Origin of the sequence: Salarchaeum japonicum (assembly GCF_020614395.1) — an archaeon.
Lineage (GTDB): Archaea > Halobacteriota > Halobacteria > Halobacteriales > Halobacteriaceae > Salarchaeum > Salarchaeum japonicum.
Genome location: NZ_CP085324.1, coordinates 857,259 through 870,819 on the forward strand (window position 1 = coordinate 857,259; position 13,561 = coordinate 870,819).

Genomic DNA, 13,561 nt, shown 5'->3' on the forward strand with positions numbered 1-13,561 from the left:
GAGTCGGAGCGGCGCGAGTAAGCGAAGCCGCAGGCTTCGCTGAATAGACGGGCGGCGACGCCGCGAGCGCCCTGTCGATTCTCTCGTTTATTCCCTCGGTGAGCGGCGGGGCTGGAGTGCGGCGGCGAGGGCGTCGTAGGCGGCGGTGGCGTCCGCGTTCTTGAGCGGGGGGTCGCGTTCGGGGATTGCGACGGCGGTCGTGGTGTCAAGGGTGGCGGTGAGTCCGTCGGGGACGGTGTGGTGGCGGGTGACGACGACGCCGGCTATCGGGGTGTTGACGGCGCGCGCGAGTTCGGCGGTTTTGACGGCGTCCTCGATTGCTTCGCGGTCGCGGGTGGTGACGAGGACGGCGCGGTCGGCGCGGCGGAGCGGGGTGACGGCGTCGGGGCCTGCGCCGGCGGGGCAGTCCGCGAGCACGGGGCCGCGCGGATGCCGGGGGAGCAGGTCGTCGATTGGGCGGCCGCCCCGGTTCGCCACCACGTCGATGCCGGTGACGCCCGCGGTGTCGGCGGCGATGGCGAGGTTCGGCATGTCGCGGTCGGCGTCCACGACGGTGGGGCGGCGGCGCTGGCGGGCGTACGCGGCCGCGAGGCCGAGCGTGGTCGTTGTCTTTCCCGTTCCGCCCTTTCCGCCGGTGACGGCGAGCACGCCCCCGGCTGGGTCGGCTTCCCACTTGAACTCCGGGTCGGGGGATTCAAGGTATCGGCGCACCCCCTACTCGGTGATGCGTCACGACCACTTGCTGACCGCCAAACAACTCTCGCGCGCCGACATCGAGGCCGTGCTCGACCGCGCGAGCGAGTTCGCGGCCGACCCCGCGGCGTTCCGGGAGCGACACCCCGAGTTGTTGCTCGCGCTCTGCTTCTTCGAGCCGAGCACGCGCACGAAGATGAGCTTCGAGACCGCGGCGAAGCGCCTGGGCGGCGACATCGTCGATATGGGGAGCGTGGAGTCGTCGTCGGTGAAGAAGGGCGAGTCGCTCGCCGACACGGTGCGCGTCATCGAGGGGTACGCGGACGCTATCGTCCTCCGGCACCCCAAGCAGGGCGCGGCCCAGCTCGCGAGCGAGTACGTGGACGTGCCCGTGGTGAACGCGGGCGACGGCGCGGGCCACCACCCGAGTCAGACGCTCCTCGACCTCTACACGATTCGGGAGAACGCCGGGCTGGACGACCTCTCCATCGGCATCCTCGGCGACCTGAAGTACGGCCGAACCGTGCACTCGCTCGCGCACGCGCTGACGAAGTTCGACGCCCGCCAGCACTTCATCAGCCCGGAGTCCCTGAAACTCCCGCGGAGCGTCCGGTACGACCTCCACGAGGCCGGCGCGAACGTCCGCGAACACGAGAGCCTCGAAGACGTCCTGCCGAACCTCGACGTGCTGTACGTCACGCGCATCCAGCGCGAGCGCTTCCCCGACGAGGAGGAGTACCGGAAGGTCGCCGGGAAGTACAGCATCGACGCCGACACGCTTGAACACGCTCGGGACGACCTCTCCATCATGCACCCGCTCCCGCGCGTGGACGAAATCGCGCCCGAACTCGACGACACCGAGCACGCGACGTACTTCAGTCAGGCGCACAACGGCGTTCCCGTCCGAATGGCCCTCCTCGACTCCCTGCTATGACAGACACCGAACTCCGCGTCAGCAAGATCCGCAACGGCACCGTCATCGACCACGTGAACGCGGGCGAAGCCCTGCACGTCCTCGCGCTCCTCGAAATCGACGGATCGGGCGGCGAGACAGTGAGCCTCGGGATGAACGTTCCGAGTCAGACGATGGGGAAGAAGGACGTGGTGAAGGTCGAGGGCCGGGAGTTGAGTCAGAACGAACTCGACGTGCTGTCCCTCATCGCGCCGGACGCGACCATCAACATCATCCGCGAGTACGAGGTCGCGGAGAAGAAGCACGTCGAACCCCCGGAGACGGTCGAGGGCGTGCTCTCGTGTCCGAACCTCGACTGCATCACGAACGACGACGAACCCGTTCAGCCGCGCTTCGACGTGCTCTCCGAGGGCGTGCGGTGTGCGTACTGCGAGACCATCGTTCGCGACGACCTCACCGACCACCTGCTCGCGTAAGCCCTAACACTAAGGGGGGTGGCGGTCTACTGTCAGGTATGGCACGCAAACTCCTGAAGGTCGGTATCGCCCTCATCCTGCTCTACGTCGCGGTGAAGTTCCTCACGGGGAGCGACGAGGGCGAGGAAGCCGTCGACCGCATCGACTAACGAACCACTTACCCTTCCTGGAGCCCTCCGATTCTTTATGTACGGCGTCGTCACGCGGAACGCCGAGGAACTGGACTGGCCGGAGTTCGACCGCGGGTTCTACGAGGTGAAGGACGTCACGGGCCGCCACACCGACCCCGTGGAGAACGGCGTGAACATGGTGTCCTGTTTCGGCGACACCGCCACCGCCGAGACCGACCCGGGTCTCGTGCCCGTGGACGACGAGGGGAAGCGGGCGACGAAAGAGCGCACGTACTTCGACTGGGGTTACATCTGCCCGAGCGCAGGCCACTACAAGAACGGCCTCGTCGAGGTCGTGGAGGCCTGCACCGACGCGAACGACGACCTCCGACTCGACGACGTGGGCTTCCCCCGCGGCGAGTACTGTCACTGCGAGCGTTGCGAACAGGCGTTCGCGGAGAGCGACTACGACGACTGGGGCGAGTGGCGCGCGTCGGTCATCACGGAGTTCGTCGCCGAAATCCGCGACCGCGTCCCGGGGAGACTCTACCTCACCCTCCACCCCGACCCCTATCCCGGCCACCTCTACGAGCGCAGCGGCCTCGACATCGAGGCGCTCTCCGAGTACGTGGACGAGTTCGTCGTCCCGCTCTACGACACGAACTACGGCACGACCTACTGGCTCGAAACCATCGCCTCGGGCTTCCAGTCCCTCCTCGACACGCCGTTCAGCGTCGAACTCTACGCCGTCGATATCGACATCGACAACCTCCTCCACGCCGCCGAAGTCGCCGAGGAGTACGCGGAAGACGTGTTCTTCGGGTACCACGCCGGCAACGCCCGCGCTGCGCTCCGGCGCATCGACGCGGAGACGCGAGAGGGCGTGGAGTTCGGCGCGGAGTAAGGAGTTGCGTCAGGCGAGCACGCGGTTGCGCCACTGTTCGAGGTCGTCTCTATCCCGGGTGTCGTCGGGGAGGTCGTCGAACCAGCGGGCGGCGCTGATTTCGTCGTCGGGGTCGCTGATTTCGGGTTCGGTGCAGTCGGTGGCGTCGGCGGCGAACACGGGGAGGACGCCCCGGGTCTCGTAGGGGCCGGAGCGCACCGTGATGCGGGTAAGCATCGCGAGGCCGCGGTAGGCGGCGTCCACGCCGGCTTCCTCGTCGAGTTCGCGTTCGGCGGCCTCGCGGTACGTTTCGTCGGTTTCGACGCCGCCGCCGGGGAGCACCCAGAGGTCGACGCCGTCGTGGCGGACGAGGAGGAGTTCGCCGGACGGCCGGTAGACGATGGTGTGCGCGCCGAACGGCGCACCCGTTTTCTCGATGCGTTCGGCGAGCGTGCGGAAGCGCTCGCGGCCGACGTGGCGGGTGCGGGAGAACTCTACGAAGTCGTCGTGGGCGTCGCTGATGCGGTGGTAGGCGCGTTCGGCGGTCTGTTCCGCGCGTTGCGCGAGGAACCACGTGTCGTCAATCGGCATTGCTCGGTGGTTCGTGCGCGTGACTCCGGGGGCGGTTCGGCGTGCGCGTGGTGTGGGCGTAAAGTATCATGGGTTTCTGTTGACGACAAGGCGGCATAACGTTTCTGTCGGGGCGAACCGGGGGGCTTTTGGCCGGGCCGCGGGAATCCCGAGGTATGAGCTTCGAAGAAGGTGACACGGTCGTCCTGCACGACGAGCACAGCGACTTCGACGGTGAGACGGGCGAAATCACGCAGAAGGTCGAGACGATGTTCGGCGACGCGAACTACACGATTTCCTTCGAGGACGGCCAGGAGGCCGGCGTCCCCGAGGACAACCTCGAAGCCGCGGAGTAATCTTCGAGAGCGGTTCCGCGAACAACCGCGTTTTTCTCCCTCGGGTTCGTAGAGCGAGTAATGAGTTCGGTTCCGTTCCACTACATCGACCTCCGCGCGTTCTGTTACGAGACGGAGGCTGACGACCGCGTCGAGTCGGCGCTCCGCTACTTCCTGCCGGAGGACGCGGAGGTACAGCGCGCGGAGAGCCGCGGGCACAACGGCGACCGCATCGTGGTGTTCTCGGCGCGCGTGGAGCTGGCGGACGACCTCCGCCACGTGCTCGAACGCCTCCGAGAGGGCGCGGACATCGACCGACTGCGCGACGAACTGGACGACCGGGTGACGGAGAACTGCGAGTTCTTCGCGCACCTCGACAAGCAGGCCGCGTTCGACGGTGAGGCGGAACTCGGGGACGGCATCTCGCTGCGCGCGAAGGTCGAGGCGTACCCGGCGAAGCGCGAGGCGGCGCTGGAGAACGCGCGGGAGGCCCTGTGATGTACGAGGCCGTGTTCGCACATCCGGACGGCGCGAGCACGGTCTCGCGGTTCGCGGACGCGCTCGCGGGCGTCGAGTACGACGGCGTCGTCGTCCGGAGCAGGGCGGGCGACCGCCCCGAGTTCGACGCGGAGCGCGTGCGCGAGGAGCACGGAATCGACGTGGTCGATGGGGTGACGGTGGCGGCCGACGACCCGACGGGGGCGAGCGGCGCGGTGGCGAACCTCCGGTCGGACGCGACGGTGCTCTGCGTGCGGGGAGGGGACGCGACGATGAACCGGTACGCGGTCGAGGAGGAGAAGGTGGACGTGCTCTCCCGGCCGGGGAGCGACGTGAACCACGTGATGGTGAAGGCGGCGAAGCGCAACGCCGTCCGGCTGGAGTTCGACTTCGGGCCGGCACTGCGCGAGTCCGGGGGCGAGCGCGTGCGGGCGCTCCGCGGCCTCCGGAAGCTCCGCGAAATCGTCGAGCACTACGACGCGCCGTACGTCGTGAGCGCCGCGCCCGCGAGCCACCTGGACGTTCGCGCGCCCCGGGAACTCGTCGCCGTCGCGGAACAGGCGGGGTTCGGCGAGGCGTGGGTTCGCGCGGGTCTCCGGGAGTGGGGGGTTCTCGCGGCGCGGAACCGGGAGCGGATGTCCGCCGACTTCATAGCGCCCGGCGTGCGTAGGGGACGGTATGAAGAAGACGCTTGACGAGCACGCCGCGCGTTTCGACGACATCGCCGCGGAGTACGACGAGAACAAGAGCGAGGAGTACAACGAGTGCGTCCGCCTCGTCGTCGAGCACGCCACGGCCGGTCTTTCGGGCGACGAGACGGTGCTCGATTTGGCGACGGGGACGGGCGCTATCGCGCTCGCCGTCGCGGACGCGGCGGGCCGCGTGGTCGGCCGCGACATCAGCGAGGGGATGATGGCGGAGGCGCGCGCGAAGGCCGACGAGCGCGGCGTCGAGAACGTCGAGTTCGGCGAGGGGCGGTTCCGGAGTCCGAACTACGACGGCTCCGTGGACGTGGTGACGTCGAACTTCGCGATGCACCACCTCGCGGACGACGAGAAGCGCGAGGCCATCGACGTCATCGCCGGCCTCGACCCCGAGAAAATCGTGCTCGGGGACGTGATGCTATTCGGGGAACCGAACCCCGAGGAACCCTTTTTCAGTCCCGACGTGGACGACCCGGCGACGGTGGGCGTGCTCGCGGACGCGTTCACGGACGCCGGCTACGCGCTCACGGCGGTCGAGATGGTGCACGACCACGTCGGCGTGCTGGTCGCCGAGCGCGCATGAAGCACCTCCCGAAGCACTTGCGGCCGCGCTGGCGGTACCTCGCCGTGGAACTCGAAGGCTGGCCGGACGCCGCGTTCTCGCGGGGGGCGTTCCAGCGCGCGCTCTGGTACGCCGCGGGCAACCTCCTCGGCGACCCGGGGAGCGCGGACGCCGACCTGCGCGTGTTCTCCTTCGCGTTCGCGGACGGAACGGGGGAAGCCATCGTGCGGGCGCGCCGCGGCCACGTGAGCGAGGCGCGGGCGGCGCTCGCGTGCGTGACCGCCGTCGACGGCGAGGCCGTTCGCGTCGCCGTCCGCGGGGTTTCGGGGACGGTGCGTGCCGCGGAAGAAAACTATTTAGGACGCGCGAGTTTAAGTACGGGCGAGGAAGAAGTCGTGTTCAGGAACGCCACCCGGCGCGCCGTCGCTCGCGACGGCCGCATCGACATCGACGTCGAGGGTGCGTACGTGGGCGCGACCCGCTCTGATTTGGACTAAACTATGCAGGGTCAAAACCAGCAGCAAGCATACGACCGAGGTATCACGATCTTCTCCCCGGACGGTCGGCTCTATCAAGTGGAGTACGCCCGGGAGGCCGTCAAACGAGGCTCCGCGTCCATCGGGGTGCGCGCCGAGGACGGCGTCGTCCTCCTCGTGGACAAGCGCATCCGCTCCTCCCTGATGGAGGAGACGAGCGTCGAGAAGATTCACAAGGCAGACAACCACATCGGCATCGCGTCCGCGGGCCACGTCGCCGACGCCCGCCAGCTCATCGACTTCGCGCGCCGGAACTCCCAGGTCAACCGCCTCCGCTACGACGAGGCCATCGGCGTGGAGACGCTGACGAAGGACATCACCGACCACATCCAGCAGTACACGCAGGTCGGCGGCGCGCGGCCGTTCGGCGTCGCGCTCCTCATCGGCGGCGTGGACGAGGACGGCAGCCCCCGGCTGTTCGAGACCGACCCGTCCGGCACGCCGAACGAGTGGAAGGCGCTCGCCATCGGCTCCGGCCGCGACGACATCCAGAGCTATCTGGAGGAGAACTACCAGTCCGACCTCGAACTCGACGAGGCCGTCGGCCTCGCGCTCCGCTCGCTCGCGGAGAGCCACGAGGAGGGTCTCACCGCGTCCGGCATCGGCGTCGCCACCGTGGACGCCGAGTCCCGGAGTTTCGTCGAACTGACGAACGACGAGATAGACGAGTACCTCGACGACTTCGACCTGCAGGCCGAGTCCGACGACGAGAGCGAGGAGTAATCCCGTCGCTTTCTTTCGCTTTCCGCTCCGGGAGCGACGGCTACCACCTTTTTCCCGTCCGGGGGCGTAGCGGCTGGTATGATTTCGCTCGACGAAGCCGTAACAGCGCGGTTGGAGTCTCACGGGGAACGCTTCGAGGTGCTCATCGACCCGGACGCGGCGCTCGCGATGAAGCGCGGCGAGTTCGACGGCGACCTGGAGGACGTCATCGCCGCCCGGGACGTGTTCGAGAACGCCAGTCGCGGCGACCGGCCCGCGGAGGAAGACCTCGAAACCGTGTTCGGGACGACCGACCCTCTCGAAATCATCCCCGAAGTCGTCGAGCGCGGGGAGATTCAGATTACGGCGGAACAGCGAAAGGAGATGCAGGAGCAAAAGCGCAAGCAGCTCATCAACACCATCGCGCGGAACGCGGTGAACCCCCAGATGGACAACGCGCCGCATCCGCCCGACCGCATCGAGAACGCGCTGGAGCAGGCGGGGTTCACGGTCGACCCGATGGAGCCGGTGGAGAACCAGGTTGACGACGCGCTCGACGCGCTGCGGCCCGTGATTCCGATTCGGTTCGACGAGGTGACGGTGGCGGTGCAGGTGCCCGCGGACTACGCGGGGAGCGCGCAGGCCCAGATTCGGCAGTTCGGCGACCTGGAGCGCGAGGAGTGGCAGGCGGACGGCTCCTGGGTCGGCGTGCTGACGTTCCCGGCGGGGATGCAGAACGAGTTCTACGACCTCGTGAACGAGCACACGAGCGGCGAGGCGGAGACGCGCATCATCAAGGAGAAGGACGAACTCTCGACGCGCTAACTGTCGAGGTGGGCGTGGACGAGCGCGCGCTCGGCGCGGTGGAGGATACCGCTCACTGTCGATTTTGCGAGGCCGACGTCTTCGGCGACGTCCGTGAGCGAGCACGCCCGGGGTTCGTCGTAGTAGCCCGCGGCGGCCGCCGCCTCCAGTACGTCCCGTTGGCGGTCGGTCAGCGGGTCGCGCTCTCCGGTCGCGTCCGCGTCCACGCGCTCCAGTCGGTAGTCCACGCCGCGCGCGTCGAGTTCGTCGCCGAGCCGCGAGAGGCGTTCGTGGGTGGCGGTGAGCGTCCAGCGCGCGACGCCGTCGCTGACCTCGAACGGGAAGTCGAGCGGGAGTTTCGCGGAGCGGGTCGCGGAGAGCAGGGTGGGGGTGCGCGTCTCGAACTGCACGAGCACGCCGTCCTCTGCGGGGAGCACGTCACCGTCGCGGAGCGCGTCGCTCGACGCGACAACCGCCGCCATCTCGTCTGACGGGATGCCGCGCGCTTCGACGAGGCCGACGCCAGCGCCGTCCTCGGCCGGGAGCGCGGAGAGCACGCGGAACGTCGCGTCGGGGTTCTCGCGGGTGACGGGGGCGAGCCACATCTCGTCGGGGAGCGTGATGGCGAGCGTCGCGCGGGTCACGGCCGCGGATAGGGGGGTCGCGGAAAAAACTCCGCCGATGCCGGCCTACACTGCGCCCGCGGGCGCTTCGACGTCCTCCTCGACGACGGGGTCGCGGAGCGCCTCGACCTCGTCCAGAATCGCCTCGACGTGTTCGTCGGGCACGTCGTTCTCGCGGAGCGCGGCTTCGAGGTTCTCCGCGGTTCGGTCGAACGCTTCGTGCGTGATACCCATGCCGTCGTGCGCGGATTCCATGTCGTCGCCGTCGTACTCGACGGGGCCGCCCGCGACGGCGCTGATGAACTGTACCTGGTGGGCGAACAGCGCTTGCTTGTCCACGCCGTCGAAGTACGGCGTGAGGTCGTCGTCGGCGAACATGCGGTCGTAGAAGTCGGAGACGACGGACTCGACGGCGTCGCGGCCGCCGATGTCCGCGTAGATGCTCTGAGCCATTGCAGTCGGTACTCGGGGCGCGCGACCGGAGTACCTACGCCCGAACGTGTTCGCACTGCGGGACGCTACCACGGCTCACGAGCGGTGGTGCGAAAGAAGAATCGGTCGCGGGCGGGGTTACGCCCAGGCGGGTTTCGTGACGGTCACGTCCCCGCGCTCGAACGTGAACTGCTTCGAGACGGTCGCGGGTTCGCCATCGATGGTGGTCGTGTAGCTCACGGAGATGTCGGTGACGAAGCCGTTCGGCGTGACGGTCGCACTCAGAGTTTCCGTGGCGGCCTCGCCGTACTCGGTGCTGACGTTGACGGCGTCGGTCGCGCGGAGCTCGACGTTCCCGTCGTCGGTCTCGGAGACCTCTAGCTGGCCGGCCGCGAGGAGCGTGTAGAGGTACTCGCTCCACTGGTCGGGCGTGCGGACGAGGTCGGTGTCACCCGGGCCGCCGACGGTCGCGGTGGTGGTGTTGCCGTCGTCGTGCGTGTACTGGACGGTGCCGGTGGTGGCGTTCGACCAGAACGCGACGCTACTGTAGTCGTTGCCGGGCGGGGTGGCGCTGTAGCCCCGGGACGCGGATAGCGTGTCGCCGCTGGCCTTCGTGGTCTGCATGTAGGCCTCGTAGCCCGAGCCGTTGACGCGGACGGACGTGATTTCGGTAACCTCGTAGTCGGACGTCCGGAGCGCCTCGGCGTGCGCGTCCGTGAGGTCGAACCCGCTCTCGACGCCGGCAGCGGTGACGCCCGGCGGGTAATCGACGGACGCCTGGGTCGTGGTGGTGTTCGTGGTCGGTGCGGTCGTGCTCCCGCCGGTGCCGCCGCAGCCCGCGAGTGCGAGCATGGCTGCGAGCGCTACCGCGAGGAGGGCAGTCCTTCGCATGCTTTCGAATCGAAGCACCCCTCGGATAAGTAAGTTCTCTTACAGTACTGTTATGGGTACACATACCACGAAAATACGGCCCGAAACCGACCGAACCCGCAGAAAAGAACCCGCCGAATACTATCCGCGCCGGAACCCGACGAGGAAACCGCCCGTGAAGCCCCACTTTTTCCGGGCGCTGGCACGCGCCCGGAAAACCTGGAGGAAAAACCGTTATCCGCGCCGGAATCCGACGAGGAAACCGCCCGTGAAGCCCGCGGAGATGGAGAGCGTGGAGAGGATGGTGTTAATCCACTCGGGCGGGGTGCCGTTCTGTGCGGCCTCGCTGGCCTGCACCGCGCCGGCAGTGAGGCGTTCCCAGTCCACGGTGAGGATGCCGCGGGATTCGAGGAACTTGAACAGCGCGAGCTCGATGCCGACGAGGACGGCGATGAGTTTCGCGACTTTCTTCGCCGCGAACCCGATGATGCCGCCGATGACCGCGCCGCTCCCGAACTCGATGCCGAGGGAGGTCGGGTCGATGTTGACTGCCATACCGTATCCGTCGCCGTCCGCTTTTAAGGCTCTTGTGCCGCGCCCGGTGCTTAAGTATTCTCGGCCCCTACCCTCGTGTAAGTGACAGGCGCACGTACACCTGACACGGCCGTCGTCGCGAAGCGCGTCGATTCGGGCACCGCGGACACGGACGAGGTTCGCGACCTGGTTCGGGCGGCGGGCTACGACGTCGTCGGCGAGGTCACGCAGGCACGGAAAGCCGACCCCGCGCTCCAGCTCGGCGAGGGGAAGGTCGAGGAGCTCGCGACGCTGGTGCGGGACACCGGCGCGGACACGGTCGTGTTCGACAACCGGCTCGGCCCCTACCAGATCTTCAACCTCGGCGGGAAGCTCCCGGACGGGGTGGAGGTCGTCGACCGGTTCACGCTCATCCTCGACATCTTCGGCCAGCGCGCGCACACCCGGAAGGCCCAGTTGCAGGTCGAACTCGCGGAACTCCGGTACGAACTCCCGCGCGCCGAGGCGAAGACGAGTCTCGCGAAGCGCGACGAGAAACCCGGGTTCATGGGGCTCGGCGAGTACGACGAGAGCCGCGAGCAGGACATCAAAGACCGCATCAGCCGCATCCGGGACGAACTCGCGAACATCGAGAAGACGGAGGAACACCGGCGCGACCAGCGCCGCGAGTCCGGGTTCGACCTCGTCGCGCTCGCCGGGTACACGAACGCCGGGAAGAGCACGCTGATGCGGTCGCTCGCCGCCGACCTCGACGTGGACGAGAACGAGGAGCGCCACCCCGACCTCGACACGACCGCGGAGTCCCGCGACATGCTGTTCACGACGCTCGGAACCACCACCCGGCGACTCGACATGGAGAACCGGGACGTGCTCCTCACGGACACCGTCGGGTTCATCAGCGACCTCCCGCACTGGCTCGTCGAGTCGTTCAAGTCCACGCTCGAATCGGTCTACCAGTCCGACCTCGTCCTCCTGGTGGTGGACGCAACCGAGTCCGTCGAGGACATCCGGGAGAAGCTGGTGACGAGCCACGACACGCTCTACGAGCGCAACGAAGCCCCCATCGTCACCGTCCTCAACAAGGTGGACGAGGTGCCCGAGGACGAACTCGCGGAGAAGCGAGCGGCGCTCTCCGCGCTCGCGCCGAACCCCGTCGCGGTCTCAGGGAAGGAGGAACTGAACCTCGACGCGCTCCGCGAGCGCATCCACGACGAACTCCCCGACCGGGAGCGCGAACGCCTCGTGATGCCCCTGACGGACGACACGATGAGCGTCGTCTCCTGGGTGCACGACAACGCGCACGTCCGCGACGTGTCCTACGGCGACGACGAAGTGGTCGTGGACTTCGAGGCCCGACCGAGCATCGTGGAGAAGACGCGCTCGAAGGCGAGCAACCTCGCGGAAGCCTAGTTCTTCTCCTTCGCCACGACCTCGACGTTCTCGATGCGCGTCCCCGGGTACTGGCCCGATTCGTCCTTCTCGGCGGCTTTCACCATGTCCCAGACGACGTTCAGCCCAGTAGTGACGCCCTCCAATGCCTCCATCTCGCAGCCGGTCTTTCCCGTGGTTTCGACGGCAACCTCCAGCACGACGCGGTCGTCGCGCACGTCGAAGTCGGTGTCCACGTTCGTGATGGGTATCTGGTGGCACATCGGAATCGTCTCCCACGTGTGCTTCACGGCCTGTATCGCGCCGACGCGCGCGGTGGCGAGGACGTCGCCCTTCCCGATTTCGTCCGCGCGAACCGCGTCCACCGTGGACTCGGAGAGGTGAATCTCGCCGCGCGCGACCGCGCGGCGCTCGCTGTCCGGCTTCTCGCCCACGTCCACCATCTGCACGTCGCCCTCGTCCGTGGTGTGCGTCAGGTCGTCGTCAGTCATCGTCGTAGAGTGCGTGCGGGAGCCTCGTAAGCAGGTCGCTCGCGAGCAACCCGTAGCCGTTCTCGGCGACGGCGTCGTCGCCCGCGCGACCGTTCGCGTACGCGGCGAGCGCGCCGGCGTCCACGGGCTCGGTGACGGAGAGGAGCGCGCCGGTCGCGCCCGCGAGCACGTCCCCGGTTCCGCCGACGGTCATTCCGGGGTTGCCCGTGCGGTTCGCGCGCGTCGCCTCGCCGTCCGTGACGATGTCGTACGCGCCCTTCACGAGTATCGTGTGCCCGAGGTCGGCGGCGAACGACTCTACCGCCGCCATGCGGTCGCGCCACTCGGACTCGCGCGGGCCGCCCATTTTCACCAACTCGCCCTGATGGGGCGTGCAGACGAGCGTCGCCTCGGTGTCGACGTCCGGAACGACCTGGAGGGCGTCGGCGTCCACGACCGCGCGCCCCTCGTAGTCGGCGAGGAACTGGCGGACGGCGCGCAGGGTGTCGTCCGCGTCGCCGAGCCCCGGCCCCAGCACGACCACGTCGCGCTCGCTCGCGCGGTCGAGGAGCGTCTCGACGTGCGTCGGCTGGAGGCGCGTGCCGACGAACGGTTCGACGATGAGGTCTTCGCTGTACCCCTGCACCTCGTCCGCGACCGGTTCGGGGCAGGCGACGTACGCGAGGTCAGCGCCCGCGCGGAGCGCCGCCTGCGCCGACAGCGCCGGCGCGCCCGTGTACGGCCCGCCGCCGATGACCGTCACCTTCCCGAAGTCGCCCTTGTGCGCCTGCGGGTCGCGCCCGAGGACGTTACGGTCGCCCGGCCCGACGAACAACTCGGCCGCCTCGGGGATGCCGATGTCAGCGACCGTGACGGTCTCCCCGTCCAGTCCGGGTTTCGCGTCGTGGAAGGTGACGACGCGGTCGGCGTCCACGACCGCGCCCGGCGTCTCGCCCGTGTCCGCGTCCATGCCCGACGGCACGTCCACGGAAACGACGGTCGCCTCGGACTCGTTGATGGCGTCGATGGCGGACGCCTCGGGTTCGCGGGGCGCGCCCGACACGCCCGTTCCCAGCAGGGCGTCCACGAGCACGTCCGGCTCCCCGAAGTCGAGCGCGCGCGAGTCCGAGACTTCTTCCGCGGGGATGTCGCTCTCCGCGAGCGCGCCCCAGTTCTCCCGACTGATCGCGGTGGTGATGGTCTCGCGGCGGCCGAGAAGGTGGACGGACACGTCGTGGTCGGCGAGGAAGCGCGCGGCGACGAACGCGTCCCCGCCGTTGTTCCCGCGGCCCGCGACGACCGCCACGGACGCGCCCGGGTCGGCGACCTCGCGCACCTCGCGCGCGACCGCGTTCCCGCTCGACTCCATCAACTGCTTGCGTGAGACGCCGAGCGCCTCCGCGTTCTCGTCCACGGCGGCCATCCGCCTGCTCGAAATCATACTCTACTCCTCTGTC

Annotated in this window: 19 protein-coding genes; 11 read left to right on the forward strand and 8 right to left on the reverse strand. The window is 68.4% G+C overall.

Translation table 11 applies throughout. The annotated features are described in order from the left end of the window. Positions 1-87: 87 nt before the first annotated feature. Positions 88-711, reverse strand: coding sequence for a MinD/ParA family ATP-binding protein (locus tag LI334_RS04900; protein WP_227262054.1), 624 nt, complete (start codon positions 709-711; stop codon positions 88-90). 13 nt (positions 712-724) lie between these two features. On the opposite strand from LI334_RS04900, the gene pyrB reads away from it, so the two are divergent. The 3 genes from pyrB (at position 725) to LI334_RS04915 (ending at position 3,096) form a co-directional block, all read left to right on the forward strand. Continuing rightward, positions 725-1,627, forward strand: coding sequence for an aspartate carbamoyltransferase (gene pyrB / locus LI334_RS04905; RefSeq protein ID WP_227262055.1), 903 nt, complete (start codon positions 725-727; stop codon positions 1,625-1,627). Then, positions 1,624-2,082 carry an aspartate carbamoyltransferase regulatory subunit gene (gene pyrI / locus LI334_RS04910; protein WP_227262056.1) on the forward strand — a complete coding sequence of 153 codons (459 nt, stop codon included), beginning with the start codon at positions 1,624-1,626 and terminating at the stop codon, positions 2,080-2,082. Before pyrB ends, pyrI begins: the two co-directional genes overlap by 4 nt. 186 nt (positions 2,083-2,268) lie before the next feature. Then, positions 2,269-3,096, forward strand: a complete 828-nt coding sequence (locus LI334_RS04915) for a hypothetical protein (protein ID WP_227262057.1) — start codon at positions 2,269-2,271, stop codon at positions 3,094-3,096. 9 nt (positions 3,097-3,105) lie between these two features. Here LI334_RS04915 and LI334_RS04920 read toward each other — a convergent pair whose 3' ends face one another. After that, on the reverse strand, positions 3,106-3,666 hold the full coding sequence (locus LI334_RS04920) for an NUDIX hydrolase (protein WP_227262058.1): 561 nt from the start codon (positions 3,664-3,666) through the stop codon (positions 3,106-3,108). Positions 3,667-3,821: 155 nt separating this feature from the next. On the opposite strand from LI334_RS04920, the gene LI334_RS04925 reads away from it, so the two are divergent. The 7 genes from LI334_RS04925 to LI334_RS04955 all read left to right on the forward strand — a co-directional run bounded on the left by LI334_RS04925 (position 3,822) and on the right by LI334_RS04955 (position 7,807). Beyond that, positions 3,822-4,001: a DUF1918 domain-containing protein gene (locus LI334_RS04925; protein WP_227262059.1), complete on the forward strand. Its 180-nt coding sequence runs from the start codon at positions 3,822-3,824 to the stop codon at positions 3,999-4,001. A gap of 60 nt (positions 4,002-4,061) precedes the next feature. After that, on the forward strand, positions 4,062-4,478 hold the full coding sequence (locus LI334_RS04930) for an RNA-binding protein (RefSeq protein ID WP_227262060.1): 417 nt from the start codon (positions 4,062-4,064) through the stop codon (positions 4,476-4,478). After that, entirely contained in the window at positions 4,478-5,173 is a 696-nt protein-coding gene (locus tag LI334_RS04935; protein WP_227262061.1) for an RNase P subunit p30 family protein, read from the forward strand. Before LI334_RS04930 ends, LI334_RS04935 begins: the two co-directional genes overlap by 1 nt. Then, a complete protein-coding gene (locus LI334_RS04940; RefSeq protein ID WP_227262062.1) occupies positions 5,157-5,765 on the forward strand; it encodes a class I SAM-dependent methyltransferase in 609 nt (202 codons plus the stop codon). The genes LI334_RS04935 and LI334_RS04940 overlap by 17 nt, the downstream gene beginning before the upstream one ends. After that, positions 5,762-6,241 (forward strand): Rpp14/Pop5 family protein, encoded by a 480-nt coding sequence (locus tag LI334_RS04945; RefSeq protein WP_227262063.1) that lies wholly within the window; start codon positions 5,762-5,764, stop codon positions 6,239-6,241. Before LI334_RS04940 ends, LI334_RS04945 begins: the two co-directional genes overlap by 4 nt. A 3-nt stretch (positions 6,242-6,244) precedes the next feature. Next, positions 6,245-7,003 carry an archaeal proteasome endopeptidase complex subunit alpha gene (gene psmA, locus LI334_RS04950; RefSeq protein WP_227262064.1) on the forward strand — a complete coding sequence of 253 codons (759 nt, stop codon included), beginning with the start codon at positions 6,245-6,247 and terminating at the stop codon, positions 7,001-7,003. Between the two features lie 78 nt (positions 7,004-7,081). Beyond that, positions 7,082-7,807, forward strand: coding sequence for a ribosome assembly factor SBDS (locus tag LI334_RS04955; RefSeq protein ID WP_227262065.1), 726 nt, complete (start codon positions 7,082-7,084; stop codon positions 7,805-7,807). Here the strand turns inward: LI334_RS04955 and LI334_RS04960 are convergent. The 4 genes from LI334_RS04960 to LI334_RS04975 all read right to left on the reverse strand — a co-directional run bounded on the left by LI334_RS04960 (position 7,804) and on the right by LI334_RS04975 (position 10,266). Then, complete coding sequence (locus LI334_RS04960) at positions 7,804-8,430, reverse strand: helix-turn-helix domain-containing protein (RefSeq protein WP_227262066.1); 627 nt, start codon at positions 8,428-8,430, stop codon at positions 7,804-7,806. The two genes, LI334_RS04955 and LI334_RS04960, sit on opposite strands and share 4 nt — an antisense overlap. A gap of 45 nt (positions 8,431-8,475) precedes the next feature. Next, a complete protein-coding gene (locus tag LI334_RS04965; protein WP_227262067.1) occupies positions 8,476-8,862 on the reverse strand; it encodes a group I truncated hemoglobin in 387 nt (128 codons plus the stop codon). Between the two features lie 117 nt (positions 8,863-8,979). Next, positions 8,980-9,732, reverse strand: coding sequence for a hypothetical protein (locus tag LI334_RS04970; RefSeq protein WP_227262068.1), 753 nt, complete (start codon positions 9,730-9,732; stop codon positions 8,980-8,982). Positions 9,733-9,945: 213 nt separating this feature from the next. Further along, a complete protein-coding gene (locus LI334_RS04975; RefSeq protein ID WP_227262069.1) occupies positions 9,946-10,266 on the reverse strand; it encodes an FUN14 domain-containing protein in 321 nt (106 codons plus the stop codon). A gap of 81 nt (positions 10,267-10,347) precedes the next feature. On the opposite strand from LI334_RS04975, the gene hflX reads away from it, so the two are divergent. Next, positions 10,348-11,655, forward strand: a complete 1,308-nt coding sequence (gene hflX, locus LI334_RS04980) for a GTPase HflX (protein WP_227262070.1) — start codon at positions 10,348-10,350, stop codon at positions 11,653-11,655. On the opposite strand, the gene moaC is transcribed toward hflX, so the two are convergent. Further along, entirely contained in the window at positions 11,652-12,125 is a 474-nt protein-coding gene (gene moaC / locus LI334_RS04985; protein WP_227262071.1) for a cyclic pyranopterin monophosphate synthase MoaC, read from the reverse strand. The genes hflX and moaC overlap by 4 nt on opposite strands. Continuing rightward, positions 12,118-13,545 (reverse strand): NAD(P)H-hydrate dehydratase, encoded by a 1,428-nt coding sequence (locus LI334_RS04990; protein WP_227262072.1) that lies wholly within the window; start codon positions 13,543-13,545, stop codon positions 12,118-12,120. The genes moaC and LI334_RS04990 overlap by 8 nt, the downstream gene beginning before the upstream one ends. Between the last annotated feature and the right edge of the window lie 16 nt (positions 13,546-13,561).

Bases quoted from the DNA above. Each gene is read 5' to 3' on its own strand.
- pyrI (WP_227262056.1), top strand. From the start codon at position 1,624: ATGACAGACACCGAACTCCGCGTCAGCAAGATCCGCAACGGCACCGTC.
- LI334_RS04965 (WP_227262067.1), bottom strand. From the start codon at position 8,862: ATGGCTCAGAGCATCTACGCGGACATCGGCGGCCGCGACGCCGTCGAG.
- moaC (WP_227262071.1), bottom strand. From the start codon at position 12,125: ATGACTGACGACGACCTGACGCACACCACGGACGAGGGCGACGTGCAG.
- LI334_RS04925 (WP_227262059.1), top strand. From the start codon at position 3,822: ATGAGCTTCGAAGAAGGTGACACGGTCGTCCTGCACGACGAGCACAGC.
- LI334_RS04945 (WP_227262063.1), top strand. From the start codon at position 5,762: ATGAAGCACCTCCCGAAGCACTTGCGGCCGCGCTGGCGGTACCTCGCC.
- LI334_RS04990 (WP_227262072.1), bottom strand. From the start codon at position 13,545: ATGATTTCGAGCAGGCGGATGGCCGCCGTGGACGAGAACGCGGAGGCG.
- pyrB (WP_227262055.1), top strand. From the start codon at position 725: ATGCGTCACGACCACTTGCTGACCGCCAAACAACTCTCGCGCGCCGAC.
- LI334_RS04915 (WP_227262057.1), top strand. From the start codon at position 2,269: ATGTACGGCGTCGTCACGCGGAACGCCGAGGAACTGGACTGGCCGGAG.
- LI334_RS04940 (WP_227262062.1), top strand. From the start codon at position 5,157: ATGAAGAAGACGCTTGACGAGCACGCCGCGCGTTTCGACGACATCGCC.
- LI334_RS04975 (WP_227262069.1), bottom strand. From the start codon at position 10,266: ATGGCAGTCAACATCGACCCGACCTCCCTCGGCATCGAGTTCGGGAGC.
- LI334_RS04930 (WP_227262060.1), top strand. From the start codon at position 4,062: ATGAGTTCGGTTCCGTTCCACTACATCGACCTCCGCGCGTTCTGTTAC.
- LI334_RS04920 (WP_227262058.1), bottom strand. From the start codon at position 3,666: ATGCCGATTGACGACACGTGGTTCCTCGCGCAACGCGCGGAACAGACC.
- psmA (WP_227262064.1), top strand. From the start codon at position 6,245: ATGCAGGGTCAAAACCAGCAGCAAGCATACGACCGAGGTATCACGATC.
- LI334_RS04970 (WP_227262068.1), bottom strand. From the start codon at position 9,732: ATGCGAAGGACTGCCCTCCTCGCGGTAGCGCTCGCAGCCATGCTCGCA.
- LI334_RS04935 (WP_227262061.1), top strand. From the start codon at position 4,478: ATGTACGAGGCCGTGTTCGCACATCCGGACGGCGCGAGCACGGTCTCG.
- LI334_RS04955 (WP_227262065.1), top strand. From the start codon at position 7,082: ATGATTTCGCTCGACGAAGCCGTAACAGCGCGGTTGGAGTCTCACGGG.